Source organism: Terrabacter sp. NPDC000476 (assembly GCF_040300125.1).
Taxonomy (GTDB): Bacteria; Actinomycetota; Actinomycetes; order Actinomycetales; family Dermatophilaceae; genus Terrabacter.
In genome coordinates, this window is sequence record NZ_JBEPDF010000001.1 from 2,536,308 (window position 1) to 2,559,639 (window position 23,332).

Annotated in this window: 22 protein-coding genes; 7 read left to right on the forward strand and 15 right to left on the reverse strand. The window is 73.0% G+C overall.

Features of this window, described 5'->3' with window-relative positions; genetic code table 11:
* Positions 1–38: 38 nt before the first annotated feature.
* A complete protein-coding gene (locus ABT295_RS11900; RefSeq protein WP_352394561.1) occupies positions 39–539 on the reverse strand; it encodes a DnaJ family domain-containing protein in 501 nt (166 codons plus the stop codon).
* A gap of 27 nt (positions 540–566) precedes the next feature.
* A complete protein-coding gene (locus ABT295_RS11905; RefSeq protein WP_352394562.1) occupies positions 567–1,046 on the reverse strand; it encodes an META domain-containing protein in 480 nt (159 codons plus the stop codon).
* A gap of 111 nt (positions 1,047–1,157) precedes the next feature.
* Between ABT295_RS11905 and ABT295_RS11910 the strand changes: the two genes are divergently transcribed.
* Together ABT295_RS11910 and ABT295_RS11915 are read left to right on the forward strand one after the other, a co-directional pair.
* Positions 1,158–3,197 (forward strand): HNH endonuclease signature motif containing protein, encoded by a 2,040-nt coding sequence (locus tag ABT295_RS11910; protein WP_352394563.1) that lies wholly within the window; start codon positions 1,158–1,160, stop codon positions 3,195–3,197.
* A gap of 99 nt (positions 3,198–3,296) precedes the next feature.
* The gene (locus ABT295_RS11915; protein ID WP_352394564.1) at positions 3,297–4,334 is read left to right on the forward strand and encodes a DUF2278 family protein; all 1,038 of its coding nucleotides are present in this window, start codon (positions 3,297–3,299) and stop codon (positions 4,332–4,334) included.
* 6 nt (positions 4,335–4,340) lie between these two features.
* Here ABT295_RS11915 and ABT295_RS11920 read toward each other — a convergent pair whose 3' ends face one another.
* The 3 genes from ABT295_RS11920 to ABT295_RS11930 form a co-directional block, all read right to left on the reverse strand.
* Positions 4,341–4,664, reverse strand: a complete 324-nt coding sequence (locus ABT295_RS11920) for a hypothetical protein (RefSeq protein ID WP_352394565.1) — start codon at positions 4,662–4,664, stop codon at positions 4,341–4,343.
* 38 nt (positions 4,665–4,702) lie between these two features.
* Positions 4,703–5,146, reverse strand: a complete 444-nt coding sequence (locus ABT295_RS11925; RefSeq protein WP_352394566.1) for a GNAT family N-acetyltransferase — start codon at positions 5,144–5,146, stop codon at positions 4,703–4,705.
* 90 nt (positions 5,147–5,236) lie between these two features.
* Entirely contained in the window at positions 5,237–5,797 is a 561-nt protein-coding gene (locus tag ABT295_RS11930; RefSeq protein WP_352394567.1) for a M23 family metallopeptidase, read from the reverse strand.
* 250 nt (positions 5,798–6,047) lie between these two features.
* Here ABT295_RS11930 and ABT295_RS11935 point away from each other — a divergent pair, with 250 nt between their 5' ends.
* Positions 6,048–7,019: a helix-turn-helix domain-containing protein gene (locus tag ABT295_RS11935; protein WP_352394568.1), complete on the forward strand. Its 972-nt coding sequence runs from the start codon at positions 6,048–6,050 to the stop codon at positions 7,017–7,019.
* On the opposite strand, the gene ABT295_RS11940 is transcribed toward ABT295_RS11935, so the two are convergent.
* Complete coding sequence (locus tag ABT295_RS11940; protein WP_352394569.1) at positions 7,003–7,845, reverse strand: uracil-DNA glycosylase; 843 nt, start codon at positions 7,843–7,845, stop codon at positions 7,003–7,005. The genes ABT295_RS11935 and ABT295_RS11940 overlap by 17 nt on opposite strands.
* A 160-nt stretch (positions 7,846–8,005) precedes the next feature.
* Here ABT295_RS11940 and ABT295_RS11945 point away from each other — a divergent pair, with 160 nt between their 5' ends.
* Together ABT295_RS11945 and ABT295_RS11950 are read left to right on the forward strand one after the other, a co-directional pair.
* The gene (locus tag ABT295_RS11945) at positions 8,006–8,494 is read left to right on the forward strand and encodes a sigma-70 family RNA polymerase sigma factor (protein ID WP_352394570.1); all 489 of its coding nucleotides are present in this window, start codon (positions 8,006–8,008) and stop codon (positions 8,492–8,494) included.
* Entirely contained in the window at positions 8,491–9,183 is a 693-nt protein-coding gene (locus ABT295_RS11950; RefSeq protein ID WP_352394571.1) for a zf-HC2 domain-containing protein, read from the forward strand. Before ABT295_RS11945 ends, ABT295_RS11950 begins: the two co-directional genes overlap by 4 nt.
* 257 nt (positions 9,184–9,440) lie before the next feature.
* On the opposite strand, the gene ABT295_RS11955 is transcribed toward ABT295_RS11950, so the two are convergent.
* From ABT295_RS11955 to arfA, 6 genes are read right to left on the reverse strand one after another with little or no spacing between them, the layout of a single operon-like run.
* Positions 9,441–10,502: a glycoside hydrolase family 43 protein gene (locus tag ABT295_RS11955; RefSeq protein ID WP_352394572.1), complete on the reverse strand. Its 1,062-nt coding sequence runs from the start codon at positions 10,500–10,502 to the stop codon at positions 9,441–9,443.
* Positions 10,499–12,841 (reverse strand): family 43 glycosylhydrolase, encoded by a 2,343-nt coding sequence (locus tag ABT295_RS11960; RefSeq protein WP_352394573.1) that lies wholly within the window; start codon positions 12,839–12,841, stop codon positions 10,499–10,501. The genes ABT295_RS11955 and ABT295_RS11960 overlap by 4 nt, the downstream gene beginning before the upstream one ends.
* A gap of 9 nt (positions 12,842–12,850) precedes the next feature.
* Entirely contained in the window at positions 12,851–13,678 is an 828-nt protein-coding gene (locus tag ABT295_RS11965; RefSeq protein ID WP_352394574.1) for a carbohydrate ABC transporter permease, read from the reverse strand.
* Complete coding sequence (locus tag ABT295_RS11970; RefSeq protein ID WP_352394575.1) at positions 13,675–14,661, reverse strand: carbohydrate ABC transporter permease; 987 nt, start codon at positions 14,659–14,661, stop codon at positions 13,675–13,677. Before ABT295_RS11970 ends, ABT295_RS11965 begins: the two co-directional genes overlap by 4 nt.
* Before the next feature lie 4 nt (positions 14,662–14,665).
* Entirely contained in the window at positions 14,666–16,015 is a 1,350-nt protein-coding gene (locus tag ABT295_RS11975; RefSeq protein WP_352394576.1) for an ABC transporter substrate-binding protein, read from the reverse strand.
* On the reverse strand, positions 16,012–17,538 hold the full coding sequence (gene arfA, locus ABT295_RS11980) for an arabinosylfuranosidase ArfA (protein WP_352394577.1): 1,527 nt from the start codon (positions 17,536–17,538) through the stop codon (positions 16,012–16,014). The genes ABT295_RS11975 and arfA overlap by 4 nt, the downstream gene beginning before the upstream one ends.
* Positions 17,539–17,736: 198 nt before the next feature.
* On the opposite strand from arfA, the gene ABT295_RS11985 reads away from it, so the two are divergent.
* Positions 17,737–18,765: a LacI family DNA-binding transcriptional regulator gene (locus ABT295_RS11985; RefSeq protein ID WP_352394578.1), complete on the forward strand. Its 1,029-nt coding sequence runs from the start codon at positions 17,737–17,739 to the stop codon at positions 18,763–18,765.
* Here the strand turns inward: ABT295_RS11985 and ABT295_RS11990 are convergent.
* The gene (locus tag ABT295_RS11990) at positions 18,745–19,302 is read right to left on the reverse strand and encodes a hypothetical protein (protein WP_352394579.1); all 558 of its coding nucleotides are present in this window, start codon (positions 19,300–19,302) and stop codon (positions 18,745–18,747) included. The genes ABT295_RS11985 and ABT295_RS11990 overlap by 21 nt on opposite strands.
* A gap of 163 nt (positions 19,303–19,465) precedes the next feature.
* Here ABT295_RS11990 and ABT295_RS11995 point away from each other — a divergent pair, with 163 nt between their 5' ends.
* A complete protein-coding gene (locus ABT295_RS11995) occupies positions 19,466–19,714 on the forward strand; it encodes a DUF2630 family protein (RefSeq protein WP_352394580.1) in 249 nt (82 codons plus the stop codon).
* Between the two features lie 70 nt (positions 19,715–19,784).
* Here ABT295_RS11995 and ABT295_RS12000 read toward each other — a convergent pair whose 3' ends face one another.
* Together ABT295_RS12000 and ABT295_RS12005 are read right to left on the reverse strand one after the other, a co-directional pair.
* Positions 19,785–21,620, reverse strand: coding sequence for a glycoside hydrolase family 3 protein (locus tag ABT295_RS12000; RefSeq protein WP_352394581.1), 1,836 nt, complete (start codon positions 21,618–21,620; stop codon positions 19,785–19,787).
* Positions 21,621–21,664: 44 nt separating this feature from the next.
* Positions 21,665–23,320 (reverse strand): glucoamylase family protein, encoded by a 1,656-nt coding sequence (locus tag ABT295_RS12005; protein ID WP_502991138.1) that lies wholly within the window; start codon positions 23,318–23,320, stop codon positions 21,665–21,667.
* Between the last annotated feature and the right edge of the window lie 12 nt (positions 23,321–23,332).

Genomic DNA, 23,332 nt, shown 5'->3' on the forward strand with positions numbered 1-23,332 from the left:
GGCACGCGCGCGCCGCCGTTGGGTAGGGAACGCCCCGTTCAGCCGCCGAGGACGCGGCGCCACCACGGCGTGCGCGCCTCGTTCGCGGCCTGCTGGGCCGCGAGCCGCCGCTCGCGCGCCGCGCGCTGCTCCTGCTCGACCCTCGCCCGCAGCGGGCGCCACTGCTCGACCATCTCGTCGACGTCGACCGTCCTCGCGATCAGGGGCGGGAGGTTGCCGACGGCAGGGCGCAGGCGGTCGGCGAGCACGCGCGTGTTGTAGTCCTCGACGATCTCGCGCACCTGCGCCTCGGTACGGACGTCCGCGAGCGACTCGGGGTAGCCGGCGGCCTCCTTCCGCAGGGCGAGCGCGCCCGGCAGGGCGCCACCGAGGTCGAGGTTCTCGCGCGCCGCGAAGCGCTTGACCCACCAGTCCGGGTCGCCCGCGTCGCTGAGGTCGAGCGGCTTGCCGGCGCCGGGCAGGTCGTCGAACTCGCCCCGCTCCTGCGCCTCGCGGATCTGCTTCTCTACGGGGCTCTCCCAGTACGGCTGGCCCGTCATCGCTCCACGGTAACCGACGGGGCAGGGTCAGAGGGCCGGGGCCGGGGCTGAGGTCGGGTCCGGGGCTGGGGCTGGGGCTGGGGCGAGCCGGGCCGCGGCAGCGATCGGCTGCTCGGGTGCGGGCTCGACCGGTGCAGATCCGTCCGGTGCAGATCCGTCCGGTGCCGATTCGTCCGGTGCCGGCGCGTCCGCTGCGGGCCCGCCCAGGATGAGCTCGCCCTCGCCGGCCGTCAGCTGCCGCGGCTCGCCCAGCACCTCGAGCAGGCGCTGCTCCTGGTCCATCGCGTCGGGCGGGCCGGCCATGCGGGTCATGACGGTGTCCGTGACGGTGAGCACGCCGTCCGCGACGGCGTACCGGCCGCCGAGGCGGTTGACCCCGGTCGATCCACCCACGCGTCCACCCTCCCCGAAGGTCAGCTGCGGCCGGGGCTCCGACGTGGCCCGGCCGGCGAGCTCCACCACGATCCACGACGTGCCGGCCACCGTGACGTCCGAGTTGCCCACCATGCTTCGAGCCAAGCACATGCTCGCCCCTGCGGGGCGAAAACCCCTGCGCGGCAGAGTCCCCGGCTGTGGACAACCCTTCCCTCGGCATTCGAACACTTGTACGATAGAGGCATGAGCAGCGCCGCGCGGATCGAGCAGGACTGGGAGCACGTGGCGCTCCTGGCCGCCGACCTGCACGACGCGCACGCCCGCCTCGTCGACTTCGTCGTGGCAGTGCTGGTGGACGGCTCCTGGCAGGCCGCCGGCCTGCGCTCACCCACCCACTGGCTGATGCTGCGCGTGGGGCTGTGCCGCGCCCAGGCCGATGCCGTCGTGCTCCTCGCACGACGTGCCGACGAGCTGCCCCTGACGCTGACCGCCCTGCGCGACGGGCGGATCAGCCTCGACCAGGCGGCGGTCGTGGCCCGGCACACCCCGCCCGAGTTCGACGCCACCGTCGCCGAGTTCGCCCAGTACGCCACCGTGACCCAGCTGCAGCGCAGCGTCAGCCGCTACGACTTCACCCTCGGCGACCCCGCACCGGACGACGCCCCCGGCCCTGACCCGCTGCCCGACGCCGACCGCGAGGTCGACGGCGAGGTCGACGGCGAGGTCGACGGCGAGGTCGACGGCGAGGTCGACGGCGAGGTCGACGGCGAGCACCGCGATGGGCGACCCGACGAGGCGCGTCACTGCGAGCCCGAGGACGAGCACGACGACTTGGGTCCGACTGCTGCCGCACCGAGCGGCGAGGAAAGATCCGGAGCGGGTCAGGCCGAGCACGTGGACGGTCAGTCGGAGACCGTGGGCGGGTCGGGGCGGACGGCGGCGCAGCCCGAAGCGGTCGAGCCGGCGCACCTCAGCATGGGCTACGACGAGCACGACCGGTTCCGACTGCGCTACGACGCTCCCGCCGAGATCGGCGCCCTCGTCGAGGCCGCCCTGCGCGAGGCCAAGGACCACCTCTTCCGCGCCCTCAGCGCGTCGCTCGACGAGGAGGGCGAGCCACGCGACCGGCGGTCGCTCGACGGTGACCTGCTCGACCCCGCCCATGACGTGTGCGCCGGAGGCCGACCTCGGATCACCTGGGCCGATGCTCTGGCCCTGATGGCCACCCGGTCGCTCGACGCCTCCGGCTGCGCACACGGCACCAGCACCCCTCGCGGCCCCGCCGGATCCGCCGGCCCCGCCGGATCCGCCGGCCCCGCCGGCCCCACGACCGGGCCCACCGGGACCAGCCCCACCGAGGCGGATCCCAACGCGACCGTTTTCCACCAGGCGGACCCCGGGCGCGCACGTCCCGGCCAGGGCGCGGGATCCCCGCCCGATGGAGCCCGTTCGACGACCGCGCCTGATACTTCGGCCGATCCGCGCCCACCGGCACCGACCGAGTCGAGTCCACCCGATGCGCCGGAGGCACCTCCGACACGGTGGCCGGGGTGGGCACGGTGGGCGCGGTACCGCGTGCAGGTCCACCTCGACACCGACGGAGCGTGGCTGACAGGACGACCTCGCCTGCCGCAGCACGTCACCGACAAGCTGACCTGCGACGGCACGCTGACGCCGGTCTGGGAGACCGCGGGCCAGCCCGTCAACCTCGGACGCAGCTACCGCGTGGTGCCGGACCGCCTCCGCGACCTCGTCCTGGACCGTGACCGCGGCTGCCGCTTCCCCGCCTGCGCCTCCAGGCACCACCTCGAGATCCACCACCTCCTGCACTGGCGCGACGGGGGCCGCACCGACCTGGACAACCTCCTCGCCCTCTGCCCGTTCCACCACGACGGCCACCACCGCGGCGAGTTCACTATCACCGGCGACCCCACGCTGCGGGACGGCCTCACCTTCGAGACCGAGCACGGCCTCCTCATCGGCCCGCCCGCGCGGAGCAGGCCCGCAGCGCTGGCCGTCGTGCCCGACGACCCGTCCACGGGGCACCGCCCCGGCCGCGCACCGGCACGCGAACCCGTGAGCGACGCGGCGGCCGGTCCCGGAGCCACGCGCGCGACAGAGCCCTCGACCAGACCATCGAAGGGCCCCTCGACCCGGCCCGCTGCGCGCCTCGGCCGGAGCTACCCCGCACCTTCGGGCGAGACCCTCCACCTCCACCTCGTCGACTTCACCCCTCGGGCCGCCGCCGGCACCGAGCACGACCGACACGGCGAACGCGGCTGAGGCCCCGCAGTGTATCAGCGGCGCGAAGCACCGTCACCTCTCCCGTGAACGCACGCGTCGACCCGCACGCATCGCGAACGAGACGAGGAAGGTGGACCCATGCCACTCAAGGACTACGGGGTGCTCGTCGGGCGCGCGGTCGGCCAGCACCGCGAGAGCGGCGTCGACTCGCCGCACTTCCAGATCCACGTCGTCGACGACGGCGGCCACGACTTCCGGATCGCCGTCAACGTCATGTCGCAGCAGTCGCCGTCGGAGCTGCTCTACCTCGTCGACGACCACTTCTCGCACCCCGTGCTCGACCACCTGCCGGCCTCGGGCTGGACGTCGCTGGCGAGCCGCCCCGGAGCCGACGGGCTCGACTTCATCCGCGGCAACCTGTTCGACCACACCCGGATGCGGCTGCTGCCGCCGGACGCGAGCGGCCCCGACAACGACCTCTCCGACCTGCTCGGCCTCTACGTCTCGCGCGCGATCGACGACCCCGACGCACGGCTGTTCGTCTTCGGCGAGCGCTGGGGACCCGAGGCCTCGGTCGCCGACAAGGTCTTCGGGTTCCGACCCGGCAACGGCGTCCACGACATCCACATGAACCAGGGCAACAGCGGCGCCTTCACCGGCGACGACGGGGTCTGGCAGGACGGCGGCCTGCTCCTCCACTTCCCCGGGCAGGACCAGTGGGTCGCGATCTTCCTCGCCTTCCAGAGCCAGGCGTGGCACACCGACGACACGACCGGCCACACCGTCGGCAGCCCGACCGGACCCACCGGCCCGACCCAACCGACCGGACCCACCGAGGCTCCGCCGCGGGTGCGCATCGTGGCTGCTCTGGTCAACCCGACCGGGCCGGCGCCCGAGCGCGAGACCGTCACCCTGGTCAACGCGTCGCCCCAGCCCGTCGACCTCACCGGCTGGCAGCTCGCCGACCGCATGAAGCACCGGTCGCCCGCGATCGGCGACGGCGACGCGGCGACCCTCCCGCCCGGCGAGGCTCGGCTCGTGGTGCTCACGGGCGAGGCGGCCCTCGGCAACGCCGGCGGCACGATCACGCTGCTCGACGGGGAGGGCCTCAAGGTCGACGGGGTCTCCTACACCCGGGCCCAGGCCGCCCGCGAGGGCTGGACCATCGTCTTCTGAACGAGGTCAGGCCGACGGGCCCTCGGGTCCTGCCGACGGGGCGGCGAGGGCATCGGCGTGCGCGTCGGCGCGGCGCTGGCGCCGCGACTGCACGATCGCGATGACGAGGCAGGCGAGCATGCCGAGCAGGAAGAGCGGGAGCGCCCCGAGGTAGCCGAAGAAGAGCACCGCGTCGGCCGGCGTCAGCGTGCAGCCGAACCCGATGCCGCTGCACTGGCCCGACGCGTTGTGGTCCGGCAGCACCAGGTGCAGCACGAGCACGAGCACGGCCGGCACGACCCACAGGAGGCCGAGGGCGACGAGGTACGGGCGGACGCTGCGAGGTTCCACTCCCCCACCTTGGCGCACGGGGCGCCCAGAAGTGGCGGTCAGGACGGGTGCAGCTCCTTGCGCAGGTGCACGTCCGCGGCGTCCGGCGTCGGCACGCCCTCCCAGCGGAAGATCTCGCGGTAGCCCTGCCGCTCGTAGAAGCCGGGCGCCTGGAAGGTGAACGAGGTGACGAACACGTGCGTGCAGCCGCGCGAGCGGGCCTCGGCCTCGAAGTCCGCGAGGAGCCGTTCGCCCAGACCCGTGCCACGCGCGTCGTCGCGCACCCACGTCATGCCGATGCCGGCCGCGACGCCCCACGTCCAGCCGCTCACGCCGGCGGCGATCTCGCCCGCGGCGTCCTCGACCCGCACCGTCAGCTCGCGTGCGGCCGGGGTGTCCGCCGTCGCCGCGGCGTTGACGGCGTCGAGCTCGTCGGAGAGGCGCTGGTCGAGGGCGGCGTCGGCCTCGGCGACGACTGAGCGGAAGTCCTGGGGCTGCGTCACGCCGCCCGATCCTGCCATGCCTGCGCGTGAGGGGCCGTATGCCGTGGGCACCCCTGCGCACCCACGGCATACGGCCTCGGTGACCGCCGGCTACGCCCGCTGGTTGGAGCTGAGCAGCGCGGTCCCGCCGCCGGGCACGTAGCCCTCGAGGGTCGAGGGCTGCGACACCCGGGTGTTGCAGTCGATGACGGAGTAGTGCAGGTGCGGAGCGCTCGCGGCGCCGGTCTGCCCCGTGTAGCCGACGATGCGGCCCTGCGGCACCCAGTCACCCGGCTCGTAGAAGGACTGGTTGAGGTGGGCGTACTGCGAGCACTGCCCGTTCGGGTGACGGATGATGACCTCGATCCCGTTCTGCCAGTAGGGCGACCAGTTCGAGACGACGATCGTGCCCTCCTGCGTGGCCGACACCTCGTAGTTCTCCGGCAGGGCGAGGTCCCACGCGTAGCGGTTGTAGGCGTCGGTGTGCGAGTAGCCACCCCCGTTGCCCTGGCTCACCGTGTAGCTCTCGCCGGCGGGGTAGGGCGCCTCGAAGTAGCCGGCGGCCGACGCCGGGCCGGCCCCGGTGAACGCCGTGGTGGCGGCGAGCGCCACGGTGCTGGCCAGGACGCCGAGACGGCGGCGGCGCTGCTGCTGCTTGTTGGTCGTGGACATGGTCGTTTCCTCTCGGGAGGTGGGACTGCAGGGTGGAGCTGCAGGTGGGACTGCGGTGAGCTGCGTCGTCGTGCTCGGCGCTGCGCCCAGTCCAGACGTCGGCGGTGGCGGGCGGCAATCCTTCAAGGCGCGGGCTTCATCGACGCCGTCGGCCGCCGCCTCGGGAACCGCCTCCGGTGGCGGGGCCGGGCGCCCCGTGTCACGGTGAGGGAGCCCCGGCTGGACGCCGCCATCGGTGAGGAGCGATCGCGTGCTGCGCTACGAGATGACCCCCATGGACGTCGTGACGTGCCGCTTCGGCATCTCCCCGCTCAACGAGATGTGCCTGTCGTTGCGAGGGTTGCGCGCCCCGGGGACGTATGCGTCGTCGATCGCCGAGTCGTTCCTGCACCGCCCCGAGGCGCGGCCGCACCGCAGCACCCTGCTCGCCCTCGTCAACGACGAGCTCTCGACGCCCGACGTCGTCAACCCGCGGCCGGAGTCGCCGTCGCCGCGCCTCACGAGCGAGCTGCGGTCGCTGGCCGCCGCGCCACCGCGAGCCCTCATGCACGACCTCGACCGGCTCTGGCCCGGTTGCCCGCCGCCGGCCCTGAACGGCCCCTCTGCCGCCGTGCTGACCCGCGTCCTCGTGGCGCTCGAGGCGTACTGGACGTGGGCGTTCGCGGCCTTCTGGCTGCGCCACCGCAGCATCCTCGAGGCCGACGTGCGCCACCGCGCCGCGAGGTCGGCGGGCTTCGGGCTGCTGCAGGCGCTCTCGGAGCTCCACCCGAGCATCAGCGTCGACGAGACCGCGCTCCGCGCGCGCAGCAGGATGGGCCCGTCCTACGCCGCGCCGGTGCGCGGGCGCCAGGTCGTCTTCGTGCCCTCGCTCTTCACCCTCGCGGCCTCGCACCCCTCGAGCGACGCCGCCCCGCCGATGGTCATCTACCCCGCCCGCGGGCAGCGGCAGGCGGTGCGCCCGGACTCGCCCGTGCGCGCGGCCGCGCTGCTGAGCCGCGTCAAGGCCGACCTGCTGGCGGCGCTCGCCGAGCCTCGCACGACGACCGAGCTCGCGGCCGCGCTGGGCAAGACGCCCTCGGCCGTCAACCAGCAGCTGCACGGCCTGCGCCGTGCCGGGCTGGTGCGCGGCGCGCGCGCCGGCAAGTCGGTCCTCTACTCGACGACGCCGGCCGGGCGCGCCCTGCTGGCACCCGCCGAGGAGCCGGTCAGAGCCGGGCGATGACCTCGTCGAGCATGGCCTCGGTCAGCTTGCCCGTGAAGGTGTTCTGCTGGCTCACGTGGTAGCTGCCGATGAGCCGCACCGTCCGGCCCCCCGGCAGCGTCAGCACCGCCTCCGCACCGTGGCCGAAACGGGGCTTGGGCCTCGGCACCGACCAGCCGCGCCGCCTGGCCGCGCCGAGCGCGGCGTCCCAGCCGATCGAGCCGAGCGCGAGCATCGAGCGCAGTCGCGGCTCCGAGAGCTCGAGGTCGCGGTCGAGCCACGGGGCGCACGTCGCCTTCTCCTGCGTCGTCGGCTTGTTCGCCGGAGGCGCGCAGCGCACGGTCGCGACGATGCGCAGGCCGGTCAGCACGAGCCCGTCGCCCGAGGCCACCGACGTCGGCTGGTTCGCGTACCCACCACGGTGCAGGGCCGCGTACAGCCAGTCGCCCGAGCGGTCGCCCGTGAACATCCGTCCGGTGCGGTTGGTGCCGTTGGCCGCCGGTGCGAGGCCGACGACGAGCACCTCCGCGTCGGGGTCGCCGAACGACGGCCCCGGCCGGCCCCAGTACGGCTGGTCGGCGAACGACGCCCGCCGCCCCTCGATCGCGACGTCCTCGCGCCACCTGACGAGTCGCGGGCACGCGCGGCACACGCTGACGCGGGCATCGAGCTCCCGTATGCCGTCCGCATCCTCGGCGAGCCGACGCACCTGCTCCGCGGTGGTGGCCACGGGCGTGCGGGCCGTCGCCGGGTCGCCCGGCCACCCCGACCCGGCGGGCACGGGCGACGGGAAGAGCTCGCCGGTCACCGGGTGCGGTGCCGGGTTGGGCATGGAGGTCCGTGACATGGAGGACGGTGGCATGGAGGACGGTGACGGGGAGGACGGTGGCATGGTGGTCACGGTAGGCCGACGACGCCGCGGATGAACCTCGAAGGAGCCCGGGGCGTCTCCGCTGTGGGACGCACGACGGGCAGACGACGGGCAGAGGAAGGGGGGGTGAGGCGGCATGCCGCTCGACGACGAGGCCGTCGCGGAGATCTACCGCGAGCACGGGCCGATGCTGCGCCGGGTCGTGTGGCGCGCGACGAGCGACCCCAACCGCGTCGAGGACATCGTCCAGGAGGTCATCCTCCGGGTCTGGAAGCAGGCGCCCGCCGCCGACAACCTGCGGGCCTACCTCATCACGACGGCACGCCACCTCATCGTCGACCAGCACCGCGCAGCCGGTCGGCGCCCGCAGCAGACCCAGCTCGTCGAGGTCGCCGAGGCCGACGGGGCCCTCGACCGGGCGCTCGACCAGGTGCTCGTCGAGGAGGCCCTCGGACGGCTGCAGACCAACCACCGCGAGATCGTGCGCTGCCTCTACTACGAACGCCTCACCGTGGCGGAGACCTCCGACCGGGTGGGCATCCCCGAGGGCACCGTGAAGTCCCGGGCCTACTACGCCGTGCGCAACCTGCGCGTCATCCTCGACGAGATGGGAGTGACGAGATGACCACCGAACCCACCGACCTGCACGTGCTGCTGGGCGCGTTCGTGCTCGGTGGCCTGTCCGACGCCGACCACCGCGCCTTCAGCGAGCACCTGCGCACGTGCGCGCAGTGCCAGACCGAGCTCGGGCAGGTCTCGGGCCTGCCGCGCCTGCTCGACCTCGCCGGTCCCACCGGGGGGCCGCACCTCGCGGCGCCGGAGCCCGGCGCTCCCGAGGAGGTCGTCCGCGGAGCCGGTGAGGACCGGGTGGCGAGCCTGCTGACGGCGGTGGCCGCCCGACGCCGGCGCCGACGCGCGGGGCTCTCGCTCGCGGCCGCGGCCGCGGCGGCGGCCGTCTTCGCCGGGGGTGCCTGGCTCGGTCCGAGCCTCTTCGCCGACGACACCCCGGCCCTGCCCACGACGCACGTCGTCGCGGCACCCGCCCCCGGCAGCGCGGTCAAGATCGACGTCGCGCTCGTCACCCGCGGCTGGGGCACGCAGCTCGACATCGACTGTGAGGACATGCCGACCGACGGCGAGCTGCTGCTCTGGGTCGTCGACCGCCAGGGCCGCGCCACGACGGCCGCCTCGTGGCGGGCCACGCCCGCCGGCTACTCCCGCGTCACCGGGGCGACGGCGTTGCGGCCCAACGAGATCCAGACGCTCGAGGTACGCACCGGCACCGGCCGCGTGCTGGCCTCGGCGCGCACCTGAGCAGGCGCGCTGAGGGCCCGGTTCGCGACTGCGCAGGTCGACGACTCCGGGCCCTGACGGCGGTTAACGTACCTCAACGGGCCAGCCGCCCAAGCGTGTCGGGTGTGGTGCGGGGCCGCCCCCTTTGGCCCCGCACCGATCCCCTGCCCGTCAGTGCGCGAGACCTCGTCCCTGATACGTCGAGCACCACCGCGTCGGAAGACTGCCGAATCAGGGCACTGCCGGATCAGGGCGCTGCCGGGTCGAGTGCTGCCTGGTCAGAGGCCCTCGGGCAGCGTCGTCGCCGGTGGGGTGACGGTGACCGCCGTCCCGTCGAAGGTCACCTCGCTCAGCCACATCGTGCGGCCGGGCACCTCCGAGCCGATCGAGTCCGGCGCCCAGGCGTGGTAGGCCATCAGCACCCGCCCGTCCTGCTCGAAGAGCGCGCAGTGGCCCGGACCGGCCGCGACGTCCGTGCTCGTCAGCACCGGTTCGTCGTCCTTGCGGAAGGGCCCCGTGGGCGACGACGCGGTCGCGTGACCGACGGCGTACTTGTCGCTGCCGTAGTCGTTGGCGGAGTAGAAGAGGTGGAAGACGCCGTCGCGCTCCCAGACGAAGGGCGCCTCGACGAGCTGGCCCTCCCACGGCAGGTCTTGGCGGATCAGCCGCTTCGGCTCCCCCTCGAGCCGCAGGCCGTCGGGCGACAGGCGCTGCACCGAGATCCAGGTGTCCTTGCCGACGGCGTTGCCGTCGTTCTTCCAGTAGAGGTAGGCCGTGCCGTCCGACGCGACGAACGGTGAGGCGTCGATCGAGCCGCCCTGGTCCTCCTCGCAGACGAGCGGCTTGCTGCTCGTGTCGCGATAGGGGCCCTTGGGGTCGTCCGCGACCGCGAGGCCGATGCACTGGATGGCCGGGTCGGGCGCCATCGTCGTGTAGTACATGACCCACGTGTCGCCGAAGCGGTGCGCCTCTGGGGCCCACACCTTCCCCGACGTCGACCACGACGCGACCTGCGGCAGGGCGTCGCTGCCCTGGCTCCACGTCGTCAGGTCGTCGCTGACGAGCGTCTGGACGTTCATCCCGTTGCCGTTCGTCGCGATGGCGACCCAGCCGTCACCGTCGGGCAGCACCTGGGGGTCGGGGAAGTTGCTCGGCCACACCGGGTTCGTCGCGGCCGGCTGGGTGGATCCGGTGGTGACGGCGGGGGCGGACGGGTTCACGGGTCCTCCGGAGGGGCTCTGGGTGCCGCCCCCGCAGCCGGCGAGCAGCACGGCGGCGAGGGCGGCGAGGGCTGTGGTGGTGGTCGGTGAGGCGGCGGGCGAGGCGGCGCGGCGTCTCATCCGGTGTGGCCCGCTCCGGCGTCGACCGGCCAGCGGGAGGCGTAGAAGCGCAGGTGGTCGACCTCGGCGGTCACGGCCGGGGACGCGCCGCCGTGGGCGACGAGGCCGATGCGTGGCGAGGTGCCGGGGCGGAAGGTCCACGTCGCGCCCCACGTCCAGTGGGTGCCGTCGCGGCTCGTGCCGGCGCGGTAGAGGTGCTCGCCGGTCGCGGTGCGGTGGTGCGCCAGGCGCAGCCACAGGGTGGGCGCCGACGTGCCGACGATGGCGCCGCCGTAGCTCGTCGGGCCGTCGGGGTCGCTCGGGTCGGCGGCCGTCTCCCGGCCGAACTCCGTCTGGCGGGTGTTCCAGATGGCGACGTTCGAGAGGCGGGCGAAGTCGTCGTCGTCCTCGTAGGCGACGAGACCGACCTGCTGGTAGTTGCGCACCGTGTCGACGCCGAGGTCGAGGGTCGTCTTCGCCTCGGCGATCCAGTCGCCGTCGCCGGGGGTGTCGTGGAGCAGCACGCCCGCCGTGTTGCCGTCGCCGACGAGGTCGGTGCCCTGGACGGGCCAGCGGAGGCTGCCTCCCGAGACGGTGACGGCCGGGTCGGGCCGCACCCAGGTGAAGCCGGCGAGGGCCGGGTCGTCGAAGTCCTCCGACGACAGCAGGGCTCCCGCGCGCGGCTCGGGGGCGATGTGGCGGGCGTCCTGTGCGGCCGGGGTGACGACGACGTTGTCGACGACCGCGCGCGCACTGACGAGGCGCACGGCCGCGCCCCGAGGGGCGTCGTGGCCGGCGTGGGGTCGGGCGCCGGTGTCCACCGCGACGCGGGCCACGACGTCGGCGAGGTCGCTCTCGGAGACCTCGGCCGTGACGCCGTCGCGTCCCGTCTCGATCGTGAGGGTCCGCCACGCCTCGGCGGGCAGGGTCGGCAGCGCGGTGGAGAGGGTGCGCGGGCGGCCACGGCCGTCGACCTGCGCCGTGAGCCGGCGGTGCCTCGGGTCGAGGGTCACCGTGACGGCGGGGTCGCCCCCGACCTGCACCCGGAGCGGCTCGGTGCCCCGGTGGTCGAGGCGGACGTGCAGCGGCCCCGAGGGCGCTGGCGCCGTCGTCGACGCGGCGCCGCGGACGAGCCCCGTGCTCCCGCCGAGCTGGTCGACCGGCCCCTGCCCCAGCCCCCGGAAGCCGCGCGCGGCCGGGTCGGTCGCCGTGATGCCGAGGCCCGACGCGAGGCTCGGGGCGGGCTGGCGCGTGTCGGAGGGCCCGGCGCCGGCGCGCGTGCGCGGCCACCCGTCGACCCAGTCGAGCCGGTCGAGGAGCATCGGCCGGCGGTTGATCCCGAAGGGCTGAGTCAGCCACGGGTTCGTGCGGTCGATCGCGTGGTAGGCGACGAAGTCACGACCCTCGGCGTCCGTGACGACGGCGTGGTGGCCGGCGCCGACGAAGCGGTTGCCGTTCTGGGTCAGCACGAGGGTGCCGCCGACGCGCGAGGTGAGCAGCGACGTGCCCTCGGCGTCGACGAAGGGACCCATCGGCGAGCGCGAGCGCCCGGCGAAGACGGAGTAGCCGGTCGTCGGCCCGGCGCAGCAGTTCGCCGCCGACGCCATGAGGTAGTACCAGCCGCCGTGCCGCACGACGTAGGAGCCCTCGTAGCGGTTGTCGATCGCCACCTGCGTGGCGTCACCGACCGGCGTCAGCCCGTCCGCCGACATGCGCGTCGCCCAGAGGCCGCCGAAGTAGCTGCCGAAGTAGAGGTACCGCTGGCCGTCGGTGTCGGTGAAGCCGGCCGGGTCGAAGGTCCAGAGGAACCCGCCACCCGGCGCCGGCCGGGGTGGGACGGCCGGCGCGGGGGCGGGAGTCCAGGGGCCGGACGGCGACGGGGCCGTCGCGGCGCCGATCGCCGCGTCGTCGCCCGGGTTGAGCGTCGTGTCGGTGACCGTGAAGTAGAGGACGTAACGGCCTGCCACGTAACGGATGTCGGGTGCCCAGAGTCCTGCCGTCGCGGTCGCCCACGCCGGGCGGTTCGTGTCGTCGAAGACGGTGCCGAGGTACTCCCAGCTCGACCAGTCGCGCGTGCGGGCCATGTGCATCGCCCCGGGGGCGTCGCCGGCCCGCAGCGGGTCGGACGTCGCGTAGGCGTACCACCAGCCGTCCTTGCCACGGATGACCGACGGGTCGGCGAAGGTGTCGGAGAACGGGTCCGACACGGCGTTCTCGTAGGTGGCCCGGTCCGCCGGGCGCGCGGGCCCGGCTGCGGCGCCGGGCGCCGCTGCCGTCACACCGACGGCGGTGGCCAGTGCTGCGAGACAGACGGTTCCACGGCGGAAGGCGCGGGTGCGTGGGGACGTCGGTGTGCGCATACGGACTCCTCAGCCCTTGACGCCGCTGCTCGCGACGCCCTCGATGACGTAGCGCTGCACGAAGACGTAGAGCGCGAGGACGGGGATGGCCGCGAGCATGGCGCCCGCCATGACCACGGGGTAGTCGATCGTGTAGGCGCCCTGCAGCCGGCTGAGGCCGGCCGGGAGCGTGAGGCGCTCGGGTGAGAAGAGCACGTAGATGGGCCAGATGAAGTCGTTCCAGTTCGCGAGGTAGCTGAGCACGCCCAGCGTCACGAGGGCCGGCTTCGCGTTGGGCAGCACGATCGACCACCACGTGCGGAAGGGGCCCGCGCCGTCGAGGCGGGCGCTCTCCTCGAGCTCCTTGGGCAGGCCGAGGAAGAACTGCCGCATGAAGAAGACGCCGAAGGCGCCGGCCGCCCCCGGCACGACGAGCGCCCAGATCTGGTCGAGCCAGCCGAGCTTGTCGAGGAGCAGGAAGTTCGGCATGAGGAAGATGAAGCCCGGCACGAAGAGCGTCAGGATGATGATCGTGAAGATGGCCTTCTTGAAGCGGAACTCCATGCGCGCCAGGGCATAGCCGGCGAGGGAGCACACGACGAGGACGAGCGCGGCGTGCATGGTCGCGGCCGCCATCGAGTTGAGGAACCACCGCAGCACCGGGCTCGCGGCGTCCTGGAAGAAGAGCACGTCGAAGGCGCGCAGGCTCGGCTCCGACGGGAAGTACGTCGGTGGCACGGTGCGCGACTCGCTCGCCGACTTGAACGCCGTGAGGAGCACGAGCAGGAGCGGGCCGATGAAGACGAGGCTGAGGGCCCCCATCCCGACCCAGAAGAGCGGTCCGTTGCGGCGCTTCACGAGGTCTCCCCCTTCGACTTCTTCTCGCGCAGGAGCCAGAAGTTGAGCAGCGACACGAGCGCGAGGAAGACCGCGAGCACGTAGCTCATCGCGGACGCCTGGCCCATCCGGTACTGCGAGAGGCCGAGGTCGGTGATCTCCATGATCGCCGTGCGCGTCGAGTCGCCCGGACCGCCCTTGGTGATGAGGTAGCTCTGCCCGAACATGTTGGCGCTGGCGAGGATGGTCGTGACGATGATGAAGATGAGCACGGGCCGCAGCCCGGGGATGGTGATGTAGCGCAGCTTCTGCCACGCGCTCGCGCCGTCGATCTCGGCCGCCTCGTAGTGCTCCACCGGGATGTCGGCGAGGCCGGCGAGGTAGATGACGGCGTTGAAGCCGATGGTCCACCAGACGGTGACGGCGGCGAGCGAGATCCACGCATACGGCTGCTCGGTGGTCCACGCGGTGTCGTCCGGCAGCCCGAGGGCGCCGAGGATGCCGTTGACCATGCCGAACGACGGGTCGAGCAGGTAGCGCCACATGAGGCCGACGACCGCGACGCCGAGCACGAACGGCGCGAAGAAGACGGCGCGGAAGAAGGTGCGCCCGGGGAACTTCCGGTTGAGCAGGATCGCCAGCAGCAGGGGAAGCGTGACGAGGAACGGCACGCTGATGACGACGAAGATGCCGGTCGCCTTCATCCCGTTCCAGAACGGCTCGAACTGCGGCGAGCCGCTGTCGAGCAGGTCGGCGTAGTTCTGGCCGCCGACGAAGGGCTTGTTGGGCAGCAGGAAGTCCCAGTCGTGCAGCGAGATCCAGATGCCGAGCACGCCCGGCACGGCGACGAAGGTGATGAAGAGGACGAGGAAGGGGGCGAGGAAGAGGTAGGGCGTCCACCGCGAGCCGTGGATGCCGGAGGTCGCTCCTCGGGAGCGCCGCCCGCCCGGCGCGGGCGGTGCTCCCGAGGAGGGTCTCGTGGGCTGTGCCGTGGTCACAGCCATCGGGTCAGCCGCCGTACTTCTTCGCGTTGGCCTCGAGGATCTTGGTGGCCCGGCCCGCGGCGTCGGCGAGGACGGTCTTCGGGTCCTGCCCGCCGAGGATCGCGGCGTTGACGGCCTTGTCGAACTCCGGCATGGCGTCGCCGATGCCGGCGACGGCCGGCGGGAAGTGGAGGTCGTCGATCTGGGTGGCCAGCGTCTCCTGGTCGGTGAGCGCCTTGAACTCGGCCGAGTCGCGCACCGAGTTGCGGGCCGGCACCTGGCCGCCCTTGGCCCACTCGAGGCTCTTCGTGCTGATCCAGTTGAGGAAGACGCGCGCGGCGACCTGCTTGTTCTGGTCGGGCGTGCGCATCGTCGGCAGCACGAACTGGTGCGAGCCGGCCCACGCGGCCTTCTGCCCGCCGATGTTGGGCAGCGCCGCGACGCCCCACTCGAGGCCCGACTTCTCCTTGAGCGTGTTGATCGTCCAGATGCCGTTCCAGTTGAACGCCGTCTTGCCGTTCTGCAGCGCCACGATGTCGGCGTCCTGGGCGATCTTGCGCGCGGAGTAGCCCTTCGTCACGAGGTCCTGGAACCACGTCACCGCCTTGACGCCGGCATCGTCGGCCCAGAGCACCTGCTTGGCGTCGTCGGAGAAGAGCGCTCCGCCGAACTGGTAGATGAGCGACTGGATCGACAGTCCGCCGGTGAAGGGGAACGGGCTCGCCCAGTGCCCCTCGATCCCCTTGCCCTTCATCGTCTCGAGGGCCGCCATGTACTCGTCGGCCGTCATCGGCGGCTTCTCGGGGTCGAGGCCGCCCTTCTCCATGACCGTCTTGTTGTAGAAGAAGCCGAGCGGGTGCACGTCGAGCGGGATCGAGTAGCGCTTGCCGTTGTAGACCCCGGCCTTCCACGGCACCGGCGCGAAGTCGCTCTCGTCGAGCTTGAGCGCCGTGGCGACGTCGTCGAGCGGCTGGATGACGTTGCGGGCCGCGTTCGTCGCGACGGAGTCGACGTGCATGATGCCGATCTCGGGACCCTTGCCCGCGGTGACGGCCGCGGGCAGCTTGGCGTAGTAGTCGGCCCACTGCATCGTGTTCATGCTGACGGCGATGTTCGCGTGCTCGGAGTTGAACTGGTCGACGAGTCGCTTCATGAACGGGCCGTCGCCGCCGGTGAAGCCGTTCCAGAACTGCAGGGCGACCTTGGGGCCGGAGTAGCCCGTCGCACCGCCGCCGGCGGAGACGGCCGGGGCCTGGCCGGGGACGGCGCTCGATCCCGAGCCGCAGGCGGCGAGCCCGGCGATGCCGGCCAGGCCGAGCGCGCCGGAGAGCACGGTTCGTCGCGAGAGGGGCGAGGGTGAGGTCGTGTTCGTCATTGAACGGTCCCTTCGGAGAGGCGGATGCAGTGCCATGAGGTGGGTGGCAGGGTTGCCGTGAGCGTGCTGCCCGCGACCGCCGCGTCCCCCGGACGCGGGGTGACTCGGTCGGGGTGGTCCTCGGTGTTCGTGGCCGAGGTGTCGTCGTCGTGCAGGGTGAGGTGCTCGACGAGGGCGTATGCCGTGTCGTGGCCGCCCACGGCGGCCGCGACGTCGAGCGTCAGCGTGGTCGCCTCGGTGCGGCTGCGGTTGACGACGAAGACCGCGAGGTCGCCGGTCTCCTCGTCGTGCGTGGCCGTGACGACGACCTGGTCGACGGGCCCGAAGGCCTTGGTCTCCACCACGTCGCAGACGACGGCGGGGCGCAGCACGGTGCCGCGCGCATACCGTGCGGTGAGCGCGAAGGGGTGGAAGATCGTCTGGCGCCACGCGCCGCCCCCGGCCCGGGTGGCGATGGGGGCGATGACGTTGACGAGCTGCGCCTGGCACGCCATCGCGACGCGGTCGGTGTGCTGGAGCAGGGTGATGAGCAGGCTGCCGACGACGACGGCGTCCGTCACGTCGTAGACGTCCTCGATGAGCTCGGGCGCCTCGCGGATGGCGAGCGAGTTCTCGCCGTCGAAGCGGCCCTGGAACCACACGTTCCACTCGTCGAAGCTGACCATGATCCGCTTGTCGGAACCCTTGACGGCCGCGACGTGGTCGGCCGTCGCGACGACCGACTCGATGAAGCGGTGCATGTCCTCGCCGCTCGCGAGGAAGGAGTCGACGTCGCCGTCGACGGGCTCGTAGTAGGCGTGCGCGCTGATGTGGTCGACGAGGTCGAAGCAGCGCTCGAGCACCACGCGCTCCCACGTGCCGAAGGTCGGCATGCCGCGGTTGGACGAGCCGCACGCGACGAGCTCGAGCGTGTCGTCGAAGCGGCGCATCGCGCGGGCGGCCTCCTCGGCGACCCGGGCGTACTCCTCCGCCGTCTTGTGGCCCATCTGCCACGGCCCGTCCATCTCGTTGCCGAGGCACCAGACGCGGATGTCGTGCGGCTCGGTGTGGCCGTTCTTGGCCCGGCGGTCGGGCCAGCTCGTGCCTGTCTCGGCGTTGCAGTAGAGGAGCAGCTCGACGGCCTCCTGGATGCCCCGCGTGCCGAGGTTGACCGCCATCATCGGCTCGACGCCGACGCCACGGGCCCAGTCGACGAAGTCGTCGGTGCCGACCTGGTTCGTCTCGACCGAGCGCCAGGCGAGGTCGAGCTGCGTGGGGCGGTCGGCCTTGGGACCGACGCCGTCCTCCCACCGGTAGTTGGAGACGAAGTTGCCTCCCGGGTAGCGCACCGTCGTCACGCCGAGCTCGCGGACGAGCTGCGCGACGTCGGTGCGGAAGCCCAGCTCGTCGGCGTCGTGGTGCTCGGGCTCGTAGATGCCCGTGTAGACGCAGCGGCCCATGTGCTCGACGAAGGAGCCGAAGGTCCTCGGGCGGACGGGCCCCACCGTGAAGGCGGGGTCGAGCCGTACCGTCGCTTCTCCCATCCGGTCCTCCTTGACCGATCGGTGCCGGGCCGCACCGTTGTTGCAACGGTTACCCAGCTGGCGTGTGCCTGAAAATTACAACGGTTACCGAAATCTGTCCAGACCCCACTTCGCAGGGGGCGGGCGCGCCCGACGGGCGCTAGCCTGTCCCTCGGACGACGGAGGGGCGAGCCCTCCGGGCACGGACGGAGGGCACGGGTGGCGGCGCGGCTACGGGACGTTGCGGAGCGCGCCGGCGTGTCGGTCAAGACCGCCTCGAACGTGCTCAACCACCACCCGCACGTCAAGGCGAGCACCCGCGAGCGGGTCGAGGCGGCCATGGCCGAGCTGCACTACCGGCCCAACCTGTCGGCCCGCAGCCTCAAGCACGGTCGGGCCGGCTTCCTCGCACTCGCCGTGCCCGCCATGGACTCCCCCTACTTCGCCGAGCTCGCGGCCCGCATCACGGAGGAGGCGGCCGCACTCGGCTTCATCGTGCTGCTCGACGTCACCGGCGGCGACGCCGACGCCGAGCGGGTCGTGCTCGAGGGAATGCGCTCGCACGTCATCGACGGCGTCATCTTCTCGCCGCTCGCCCTCTCGGCCGAGGAGATCGGCCGCCGCGCCGACAGCCTCCCGATGGTGCTGCTCGGCGAGCGCCCCGTGCCGACCGGGTTCGACCACATCGCCGTCGACTCCGTCGCCGCATCGCGCGCCGCGACGGAACACCTTGTCGCGCAGGGTCGCCGGCGAATCGCCGCCGTGGGCCGCGAGACCATCAAGGGCACGGCCTCGGCACGACTGCGCGGCTACCGGCAGGCGCTCAAGGCCGCCGGCCTGCCCTACGACGCCGACCTCGTCATCGGCGTGCCGCACTTCGAGCGCGCCGACGGGCACGCGGCCATGCGCGAGCTGCTCGCCCTGCCGGAGCCCCCTGACGCCGTCTTCTGCTTCAACGACCTCATGGCCGTCGGGGCGCTGCGGGCCTGCGTCGAGGCGGGCGTGCGCGTGCCCGACGACGTCGCCATCGTCGGGTTCGACGACATCGCCGAGACCCGCTACTCCAACCCCACGGTCACGACGATCTCGCCCGACCTCACCGGCCTCGCGCGCGCCGCGCTCGAGCTGCTGACCCGCCGCATCGACGGCGACGACGGCCCGGCCGAGGAGGTCGAGGTCGCCTGGACCCTCGAGGCCCGCGAGACCACGCTCGGCGTGCCGCAGCGCTCAGGCCGCGGCGGCGCCTGACGGGCCGACCGGCAGGGTGACCCGGTAGGTGCGGGTCGAGCTCTCGCCCGTGCAGGCGCCCGACCGCGCGGCGCGCGCGGCGAGGGTGAAGCGGGCCGTGACCTCGGCCGTGACCGCCGTGCGCTCGGACCCCGACGGCACCGTGAGGCGCACCGCGGTGTAGTCGCGGCCGGCGGCCGCGAGGCGGTCCTCGCGGTAGAACGAGGTGAAGGCCTTCGTGCCCGACGGGTAGTGCACGGCGGCATCCGGCGTGGTGACGGTGACGGCGACCGAGCAGACCGCGGCATCCGTCGTCCACGGGATGCTCACCCACTGCTCACGACCCGGCGTCAGCGGCACGACGGCATCCCCCACGGGGCGCAGGCTGCCCGCCCCGGCCGTCTCGACGACGAGCGCGTCGGCCAGGACCGTCCGCGACGGCGCGACGTCCCGCGCGACGCGGGCGGCGTGCAGGCCGCCGACGACGAGCCCGCCGGCCACGAGGAGGACGGCTGCGGCGTGCGTCACGGTGCGGAGGGTCGCGGGTCGGGCGGGCATGGCGGTCCTTCGGCGGAGGTCGGGCCACGCCGTGTTCGGCATGGTCCGTCCAGTCTGTCCACCCCGCTGCAAGGGAGCCCGGGCCTGTTCGGCAGGGAACCCACAAGGTCCCTGCAAGCGCGGGGCTCTGGACGGGCGTGCCCGGTGGTGCGAGGGTGACGACATGGCTGAGGACCCCTCGATCCAGGACCGCATCGGCTCGCTCATCGACGAGGAGCACCGGCTGCGCGCTGCGCTTCAGGCCGGTGAGATCACGCCCGACGAGGAGCACGCCCGGCTGCGCAGCGTCGAGGTCGAGCTCGACCAGTGCTGGGACCTGCTGCGCCAGCGGCGGGCCAAGCGCGAGTTCGGCCAGGACCCCGACGAGGCGCAGGTGCGCAGCGAACGCACCGTCGAGGGCTACACCGGCTGACGCCGACGCGGGTCGAGGTGGAACCTCGCGCTCGAGCGCGACGGCGCACCTCGACCCGGCACGCCTGGGCTCAGTCGGCCGTCAGGCGCAGGCCGTGGCCGAACGGGAAGAGCGGGTCGTCGTAGCCCGGCACGTCCTCGCCGTGCGCGCGCACCTGGTCCATCGACCGCGGGAGGTCGAAGGGGAGGCGACCGCCCGGCGCGATGGTGCCGGTGAGCGCGTCGAGGAGGGCGTCGTCGCTGCTGCCGTAGCTGCCGACGACGGCGGTGGCCACCCCGAGCAGCGGCGTCACGACGGCAGGCCGGTCGAGCACGACGTCGACGACGAGCGGGCAGACGGCCGCGATGCGCTCGAGCCGCGCGACGAGGCCGGGCGGGAAGTCGAGCGACCCCTGGTGGAACCACGACTCGAGGAAGAGGTCCGACCTCGGGTCGAACGGCGCGGGCAGGCGCACGATGGCGACGTCGGCGTCCTCGGGGCGGTCGACGAGCTTGCCGTGGCGCACGACCGCCTCGGGCGAGACCCGCTCGGCGTAGATCTTGAGGCCCTGCTCGAGGGGCAGCCGGTCGTCGGCGTTCTGCAGCACCGTCACCGACCGCGCCTGGGCGGCATACCCCTCGTCGCGGAAGTCGGGTCGCCCGACGGTGGCGGACGCGGCGTCCTCGTCGACGTAGGGGTTCTCGAAGAGGCCGAGGCGGAACTTCACGGCGAGGATGCGCCGGGCGGACTCGTCGACCCGCGCCTCGCTGACGCGGCCCTGGGCGACCAGGTCGAGCAGGAGCTCGACGCACTCCTCGCCGCCGAACTGGTCGGCGCCGGCCTCGAGGATGAGCTCCATGCGCCCGTGCGGGTCGAGGTGCTCGACACCCCACGCGCGGGCCGGCAGCACCTGCTCGCCGACGTGGTTGTCGTTGACGAGCTCCCAGTCGGTGACGACGACGCCGTCGTAGCCGAGCTTCTCGCGCAGCAGGCCGGTCACGACCTGCTTGTTGTAGCCGAAGCCGACCGGCTCGATCGGCTCGCCGTCGATCTCGAGGGCGATCGGCATCCCGTAGTAGGGCATGATCCCGGCAGTGCCGGCCGCGATGATCGGCGGGAACGGCTTGAGGTGGTCGGCGAACCGCCCACCGGGGTATACCTGCTCGCGACCGTAGGGGAAGTGCGCGTCCTCGCCGTCCTTCTGCGGCCCACCACCCGGGAAGTGCTTGCTCGTGCACGCGACGCTCGCCTCGCCGAGCGAATCCCCCTGGAAACCCTTGAGGTAGGCGACACCGAGCTCGGTGACGAGGTCGGGGTCCTGGCCGAAGGTGCCGGCCTGTCGCGCCCAGCGCGGCTCCGTCGCCAGGTCGAGCGTCGGGTGCAGGGCGGCCCGGATGCCGACGGCGACGTACTCCTGCCGCGCGATGTCGGCGAACCGGCGCACGGTGGCGGGGTCGCGCAGGGCCGCGAGGCCCAGCGGCTCCGGCCACTGCGAGAAGGCCCCGGCGGAGAACGACACCCCGACGTTGTCGATGAACGCGTGACGCGGGTCCGTCGACACCGTGACGGGGATGCCGTGCGGCGTCCGCTCGGCCAGGGCCTGCAGCGCGTTGCTCCACCGCGCCGCCATCCGCGGGTCGTCGAGGGCGTGCACGTTGAAGTGGCTGAGGTGCTTCCCCAGCACGACGGTGCTCGTCGGCGACTTGCTGATGTTGCCGGGGTGCTCGAGCACGGTGCCGTCCGCGCCGGCCTCGATGACCGTCTGGAACATCAGGCCGACCTTCTCCTCGAGGGAGAGGCGGGCGAGCAGGTCGGCGACCCGTTCCTCGACGGGTAGCCGGGGGTCCTCGTAGGGATCCATCTGGCCGTTGCCGTTGAGGTCGCGGTAGGCGACGCCGTCCTCGGTCGTGCTCAGCTCGGGTCGCACCGGGGCTGCCTTTCGTGGGGGGAGGGGTAGCTGTGGGCCGGCCGTCAGGCCGGGCCCGCACCGAAGCGCTCGATGCCGATGACGGGACGCAGCCGTCGCTCGACGGTCCTGCTGCTGAAGGCACGTCGGATGACGTCGCGTCCCAGCACGTTGCCGGCGGCGCCCATGATCATGGCCTGGTCGAGCGAGAGGTAGCGGCGGGCCACCGTGCCGGAGCGCACCGCCACGGCGTCGAAGAAGCCACCGCGGCCGTAGGAGTCGAAGTCGCCCTGCAGTCGCGCGAGGTTGGCGTAGGCCTCCCGCGGCTCGTGCATCATCGCGAGGAACGAGGCGTGCGGCGTGACGACGCCGTCGCCGTAGCGCGGCGTCGCGTTCGTGGCCGGTCGGCAGTCGCCGAAGCCCGGGTCGTAGTTCGTCATCTCCTTATCGGAGAAGTAGCCGTCGGGGTTGAGGCCGAGCGCGTCGACGCCGTACTCGCGGTAGCCGGCGAACGGGTCGCTCGACGGGCTGAAGCCCCAGTAGCCGTAGCCGGCCTCGTCGAGGCCGTGCTCGCGCTGCGCGCGCACGTGCAGCGGGTGGTTGAGGCCCCAGCTGCGCGGTGCCCACCTGGCCTCGTCGACGAAGACGTCCGGCATCAGCTCCTCGAACATGCTGCCGCCCCAGCCGGGCACGACGTGCATGCCGCGGTAGGTGTAGGCGCCCTCGAAGACGTCGATGCCGAAGTAGGTGCGGTTCACCCCTGTGGGCCGCGACTCGGGCCACGACCAGTCGCAGGCGTCGGGGAAGGTGCGCCACGTGGCGTAGTACGCGGTGGCCGGGACCTGACCCGTGATGATGCCGAGGTAGGTCGTGATGCGCGTCTCCGACACGGCGGTGTCGTAGTGGTGGGTCGTCAGCCACACGGGGTCCCCGCCGATGTGGGTGCCCTGGTAGGTGCCGCCGGGGCGGCCGTCCTCGTACGGGTAGAAGCCACCGTGCATGAGGCCGCCGGGACGCACCTGGTGGGCCGGGTCGCTGTTGTCGTCGTAGAAGGCGTCCCAACGCATCCGGCCGAAGATCTTGCGCGCCAGGGGCGCTGCCGTGCGGTCGGAGCCGGCCACGACGAGGAGGGCGGCGCCGAGCCAGCCGTTGTCGACGCTCGAGCAGAACGGGACGACCTTGTCGCCCGAGCCCGGCCAGGCGTGCAGCGTCTGACCGGTGGCCTCGTCGTACCAGTTGTAGTACATCCCGCTCGGGGTGTGGTGCTCCATCCGCTCGACCGTGGTGAGGGTGCGGACCAGCCGCGCGCTCGCCTCGCGCGCCGAGATGATGCCGAGCTCGCGGGCGGCGATCGTCGACCACAGGTAGCCACCGATGTTCGTCGGCGACGTGTAGCCCGACCGGTCCCCCGCCGCCAGCGACTCGGGGATGTTGTCGGCCGGCAGGCCGGTGCGAGCGTCGGTCATCGCGACGAGGCTGCGCCACGTGTCGGCGGCCCACCGCTGCACGCGGCGGCGGTCGAAGGCGGGAGCGCCGTGGCGCACGAGCGCCGGGGCGCCCGCAGCCGTCGTGGATGCCGGCGTGGATGCCGTCGGTGCGGCGGAGGCCCGGGCTGCCGGTGCGAGCGCGAGGGCCGCGACGGAGGCCGCGCCGCCGACGATGAGGCTGCGGCGGCTCGGGGTGAGCAGGGTCTGCGGGGTGCGGTCGGTCCTGTCGGTCATGTCGGTCATGCG

Coding starts and splice junctions, on each gene's coding strand:
- ABT295_RS11900 (WP_352394561.1), bottom strand. CDS start 539: ATGACGGGCCAGCCGTACTGGGAGAGCCCCGTAGAGAAGCAGATCCGC.
- ABT295_RS11905 (WP_352394562.1), bottom strand. CDS start 1,046: ATGGTGGGCAACTCGGACGTCACGGTGGCCGGCACGTCGTGGATCGTG.
- ABT295_RS11910 (WP_352394563.1), top strand. CDS start 1,158: ATGAGCAGCGCCGCGCGGATCGAGCAGGACTGGGAGCACGTGGCGCTC.
- ABT295_RS11915 (WP_352394564.1), top strand. CDS start 3,297: ATGCCACTCAAGGACTACGGGGTGCTCGTCGGGCGCGCGGTCGGCCAG.
- ABT295_RS11930 (WP_352394567.1), bottom strand. CDS start 5,797: ATGTCCACGACCAACAAGCAGCAGCAGCGCCGCCGCCGTCTCGGCGTC.
- ABT295_RS11940 (WP_352394569.1), bottom strand. CDS start 7,845: ATGTCACGGACCTCCATGCCCAACCCGGCACCGCACCCGGTGACCGGC.
- ABT295_RS11945 (WP_352394570.1), top strand. CDS start 8,006: ATGCCGCTCGACGACGAGGCCGTCGCGGAGATCTACCGCGAGCACGGG.
- ABT295_RS11950 (WP_352394571.1), top strand. CDS start 8,491: ATGACCACCGAACCCACCGACCTGCACGTGCTGCTGGGCGCGTTCGTG.
- ABT295_RS11955 (WP_352394572.1), bottom strand. CDS start 10,502: ATGAGACGCCGCGCCGCCTCGCCCGCCGCCTCACCGACCACCACCACA.
- ABT295_RS11960 (WP_352394573.1), bottom strand. CDS start 12,841: ATGCGCACACCGACGTCCCCACGCACCCGCGCCTTCCGCCGTGGAACC.
- ABT295_RS11970 (WP_352394575.1), bottom strand. CDS start 14,661: ATGGCTGTGACCACGGCACAGCCCACGAGACCCTCCTCGGGAGCACCG.
- ABT295_RS11975 (WP_352394576.1), bottom strand. CDS start 16,015: ATGACGAACACGACCTCACCCTCGCCCCTCTCGCGACGAACCGTGCTC.
- arfA (WP_352394577.1), bottom strand. CDS start 17,538: ATGGGAGAAGCGACGGTACGGCTCGACCCCGCCTTCACGGTGGGGCCC.
- ABT295_RS11990 (WP_352394579.1), bottom strand. CDS start 19,302: ATGCCCGCCCGACCCGCGACCCTCCGCACCGTGACGCACGCCGCAGCC.
- ABT295_RS11995 (WP_352394580.1), top strand. CDS start 19,466: ATGGCTGAGGACCCCTCGATCCAGGACCGCATCGGCTCGCTCATCGAC.
- ABT295_RS12005 (WP_502991138.1), bottom strand. CDS start 23,320: ATGACCGACAGGACCGACCGCACCCCGCAGACCCTGCTCACCCCGAGC.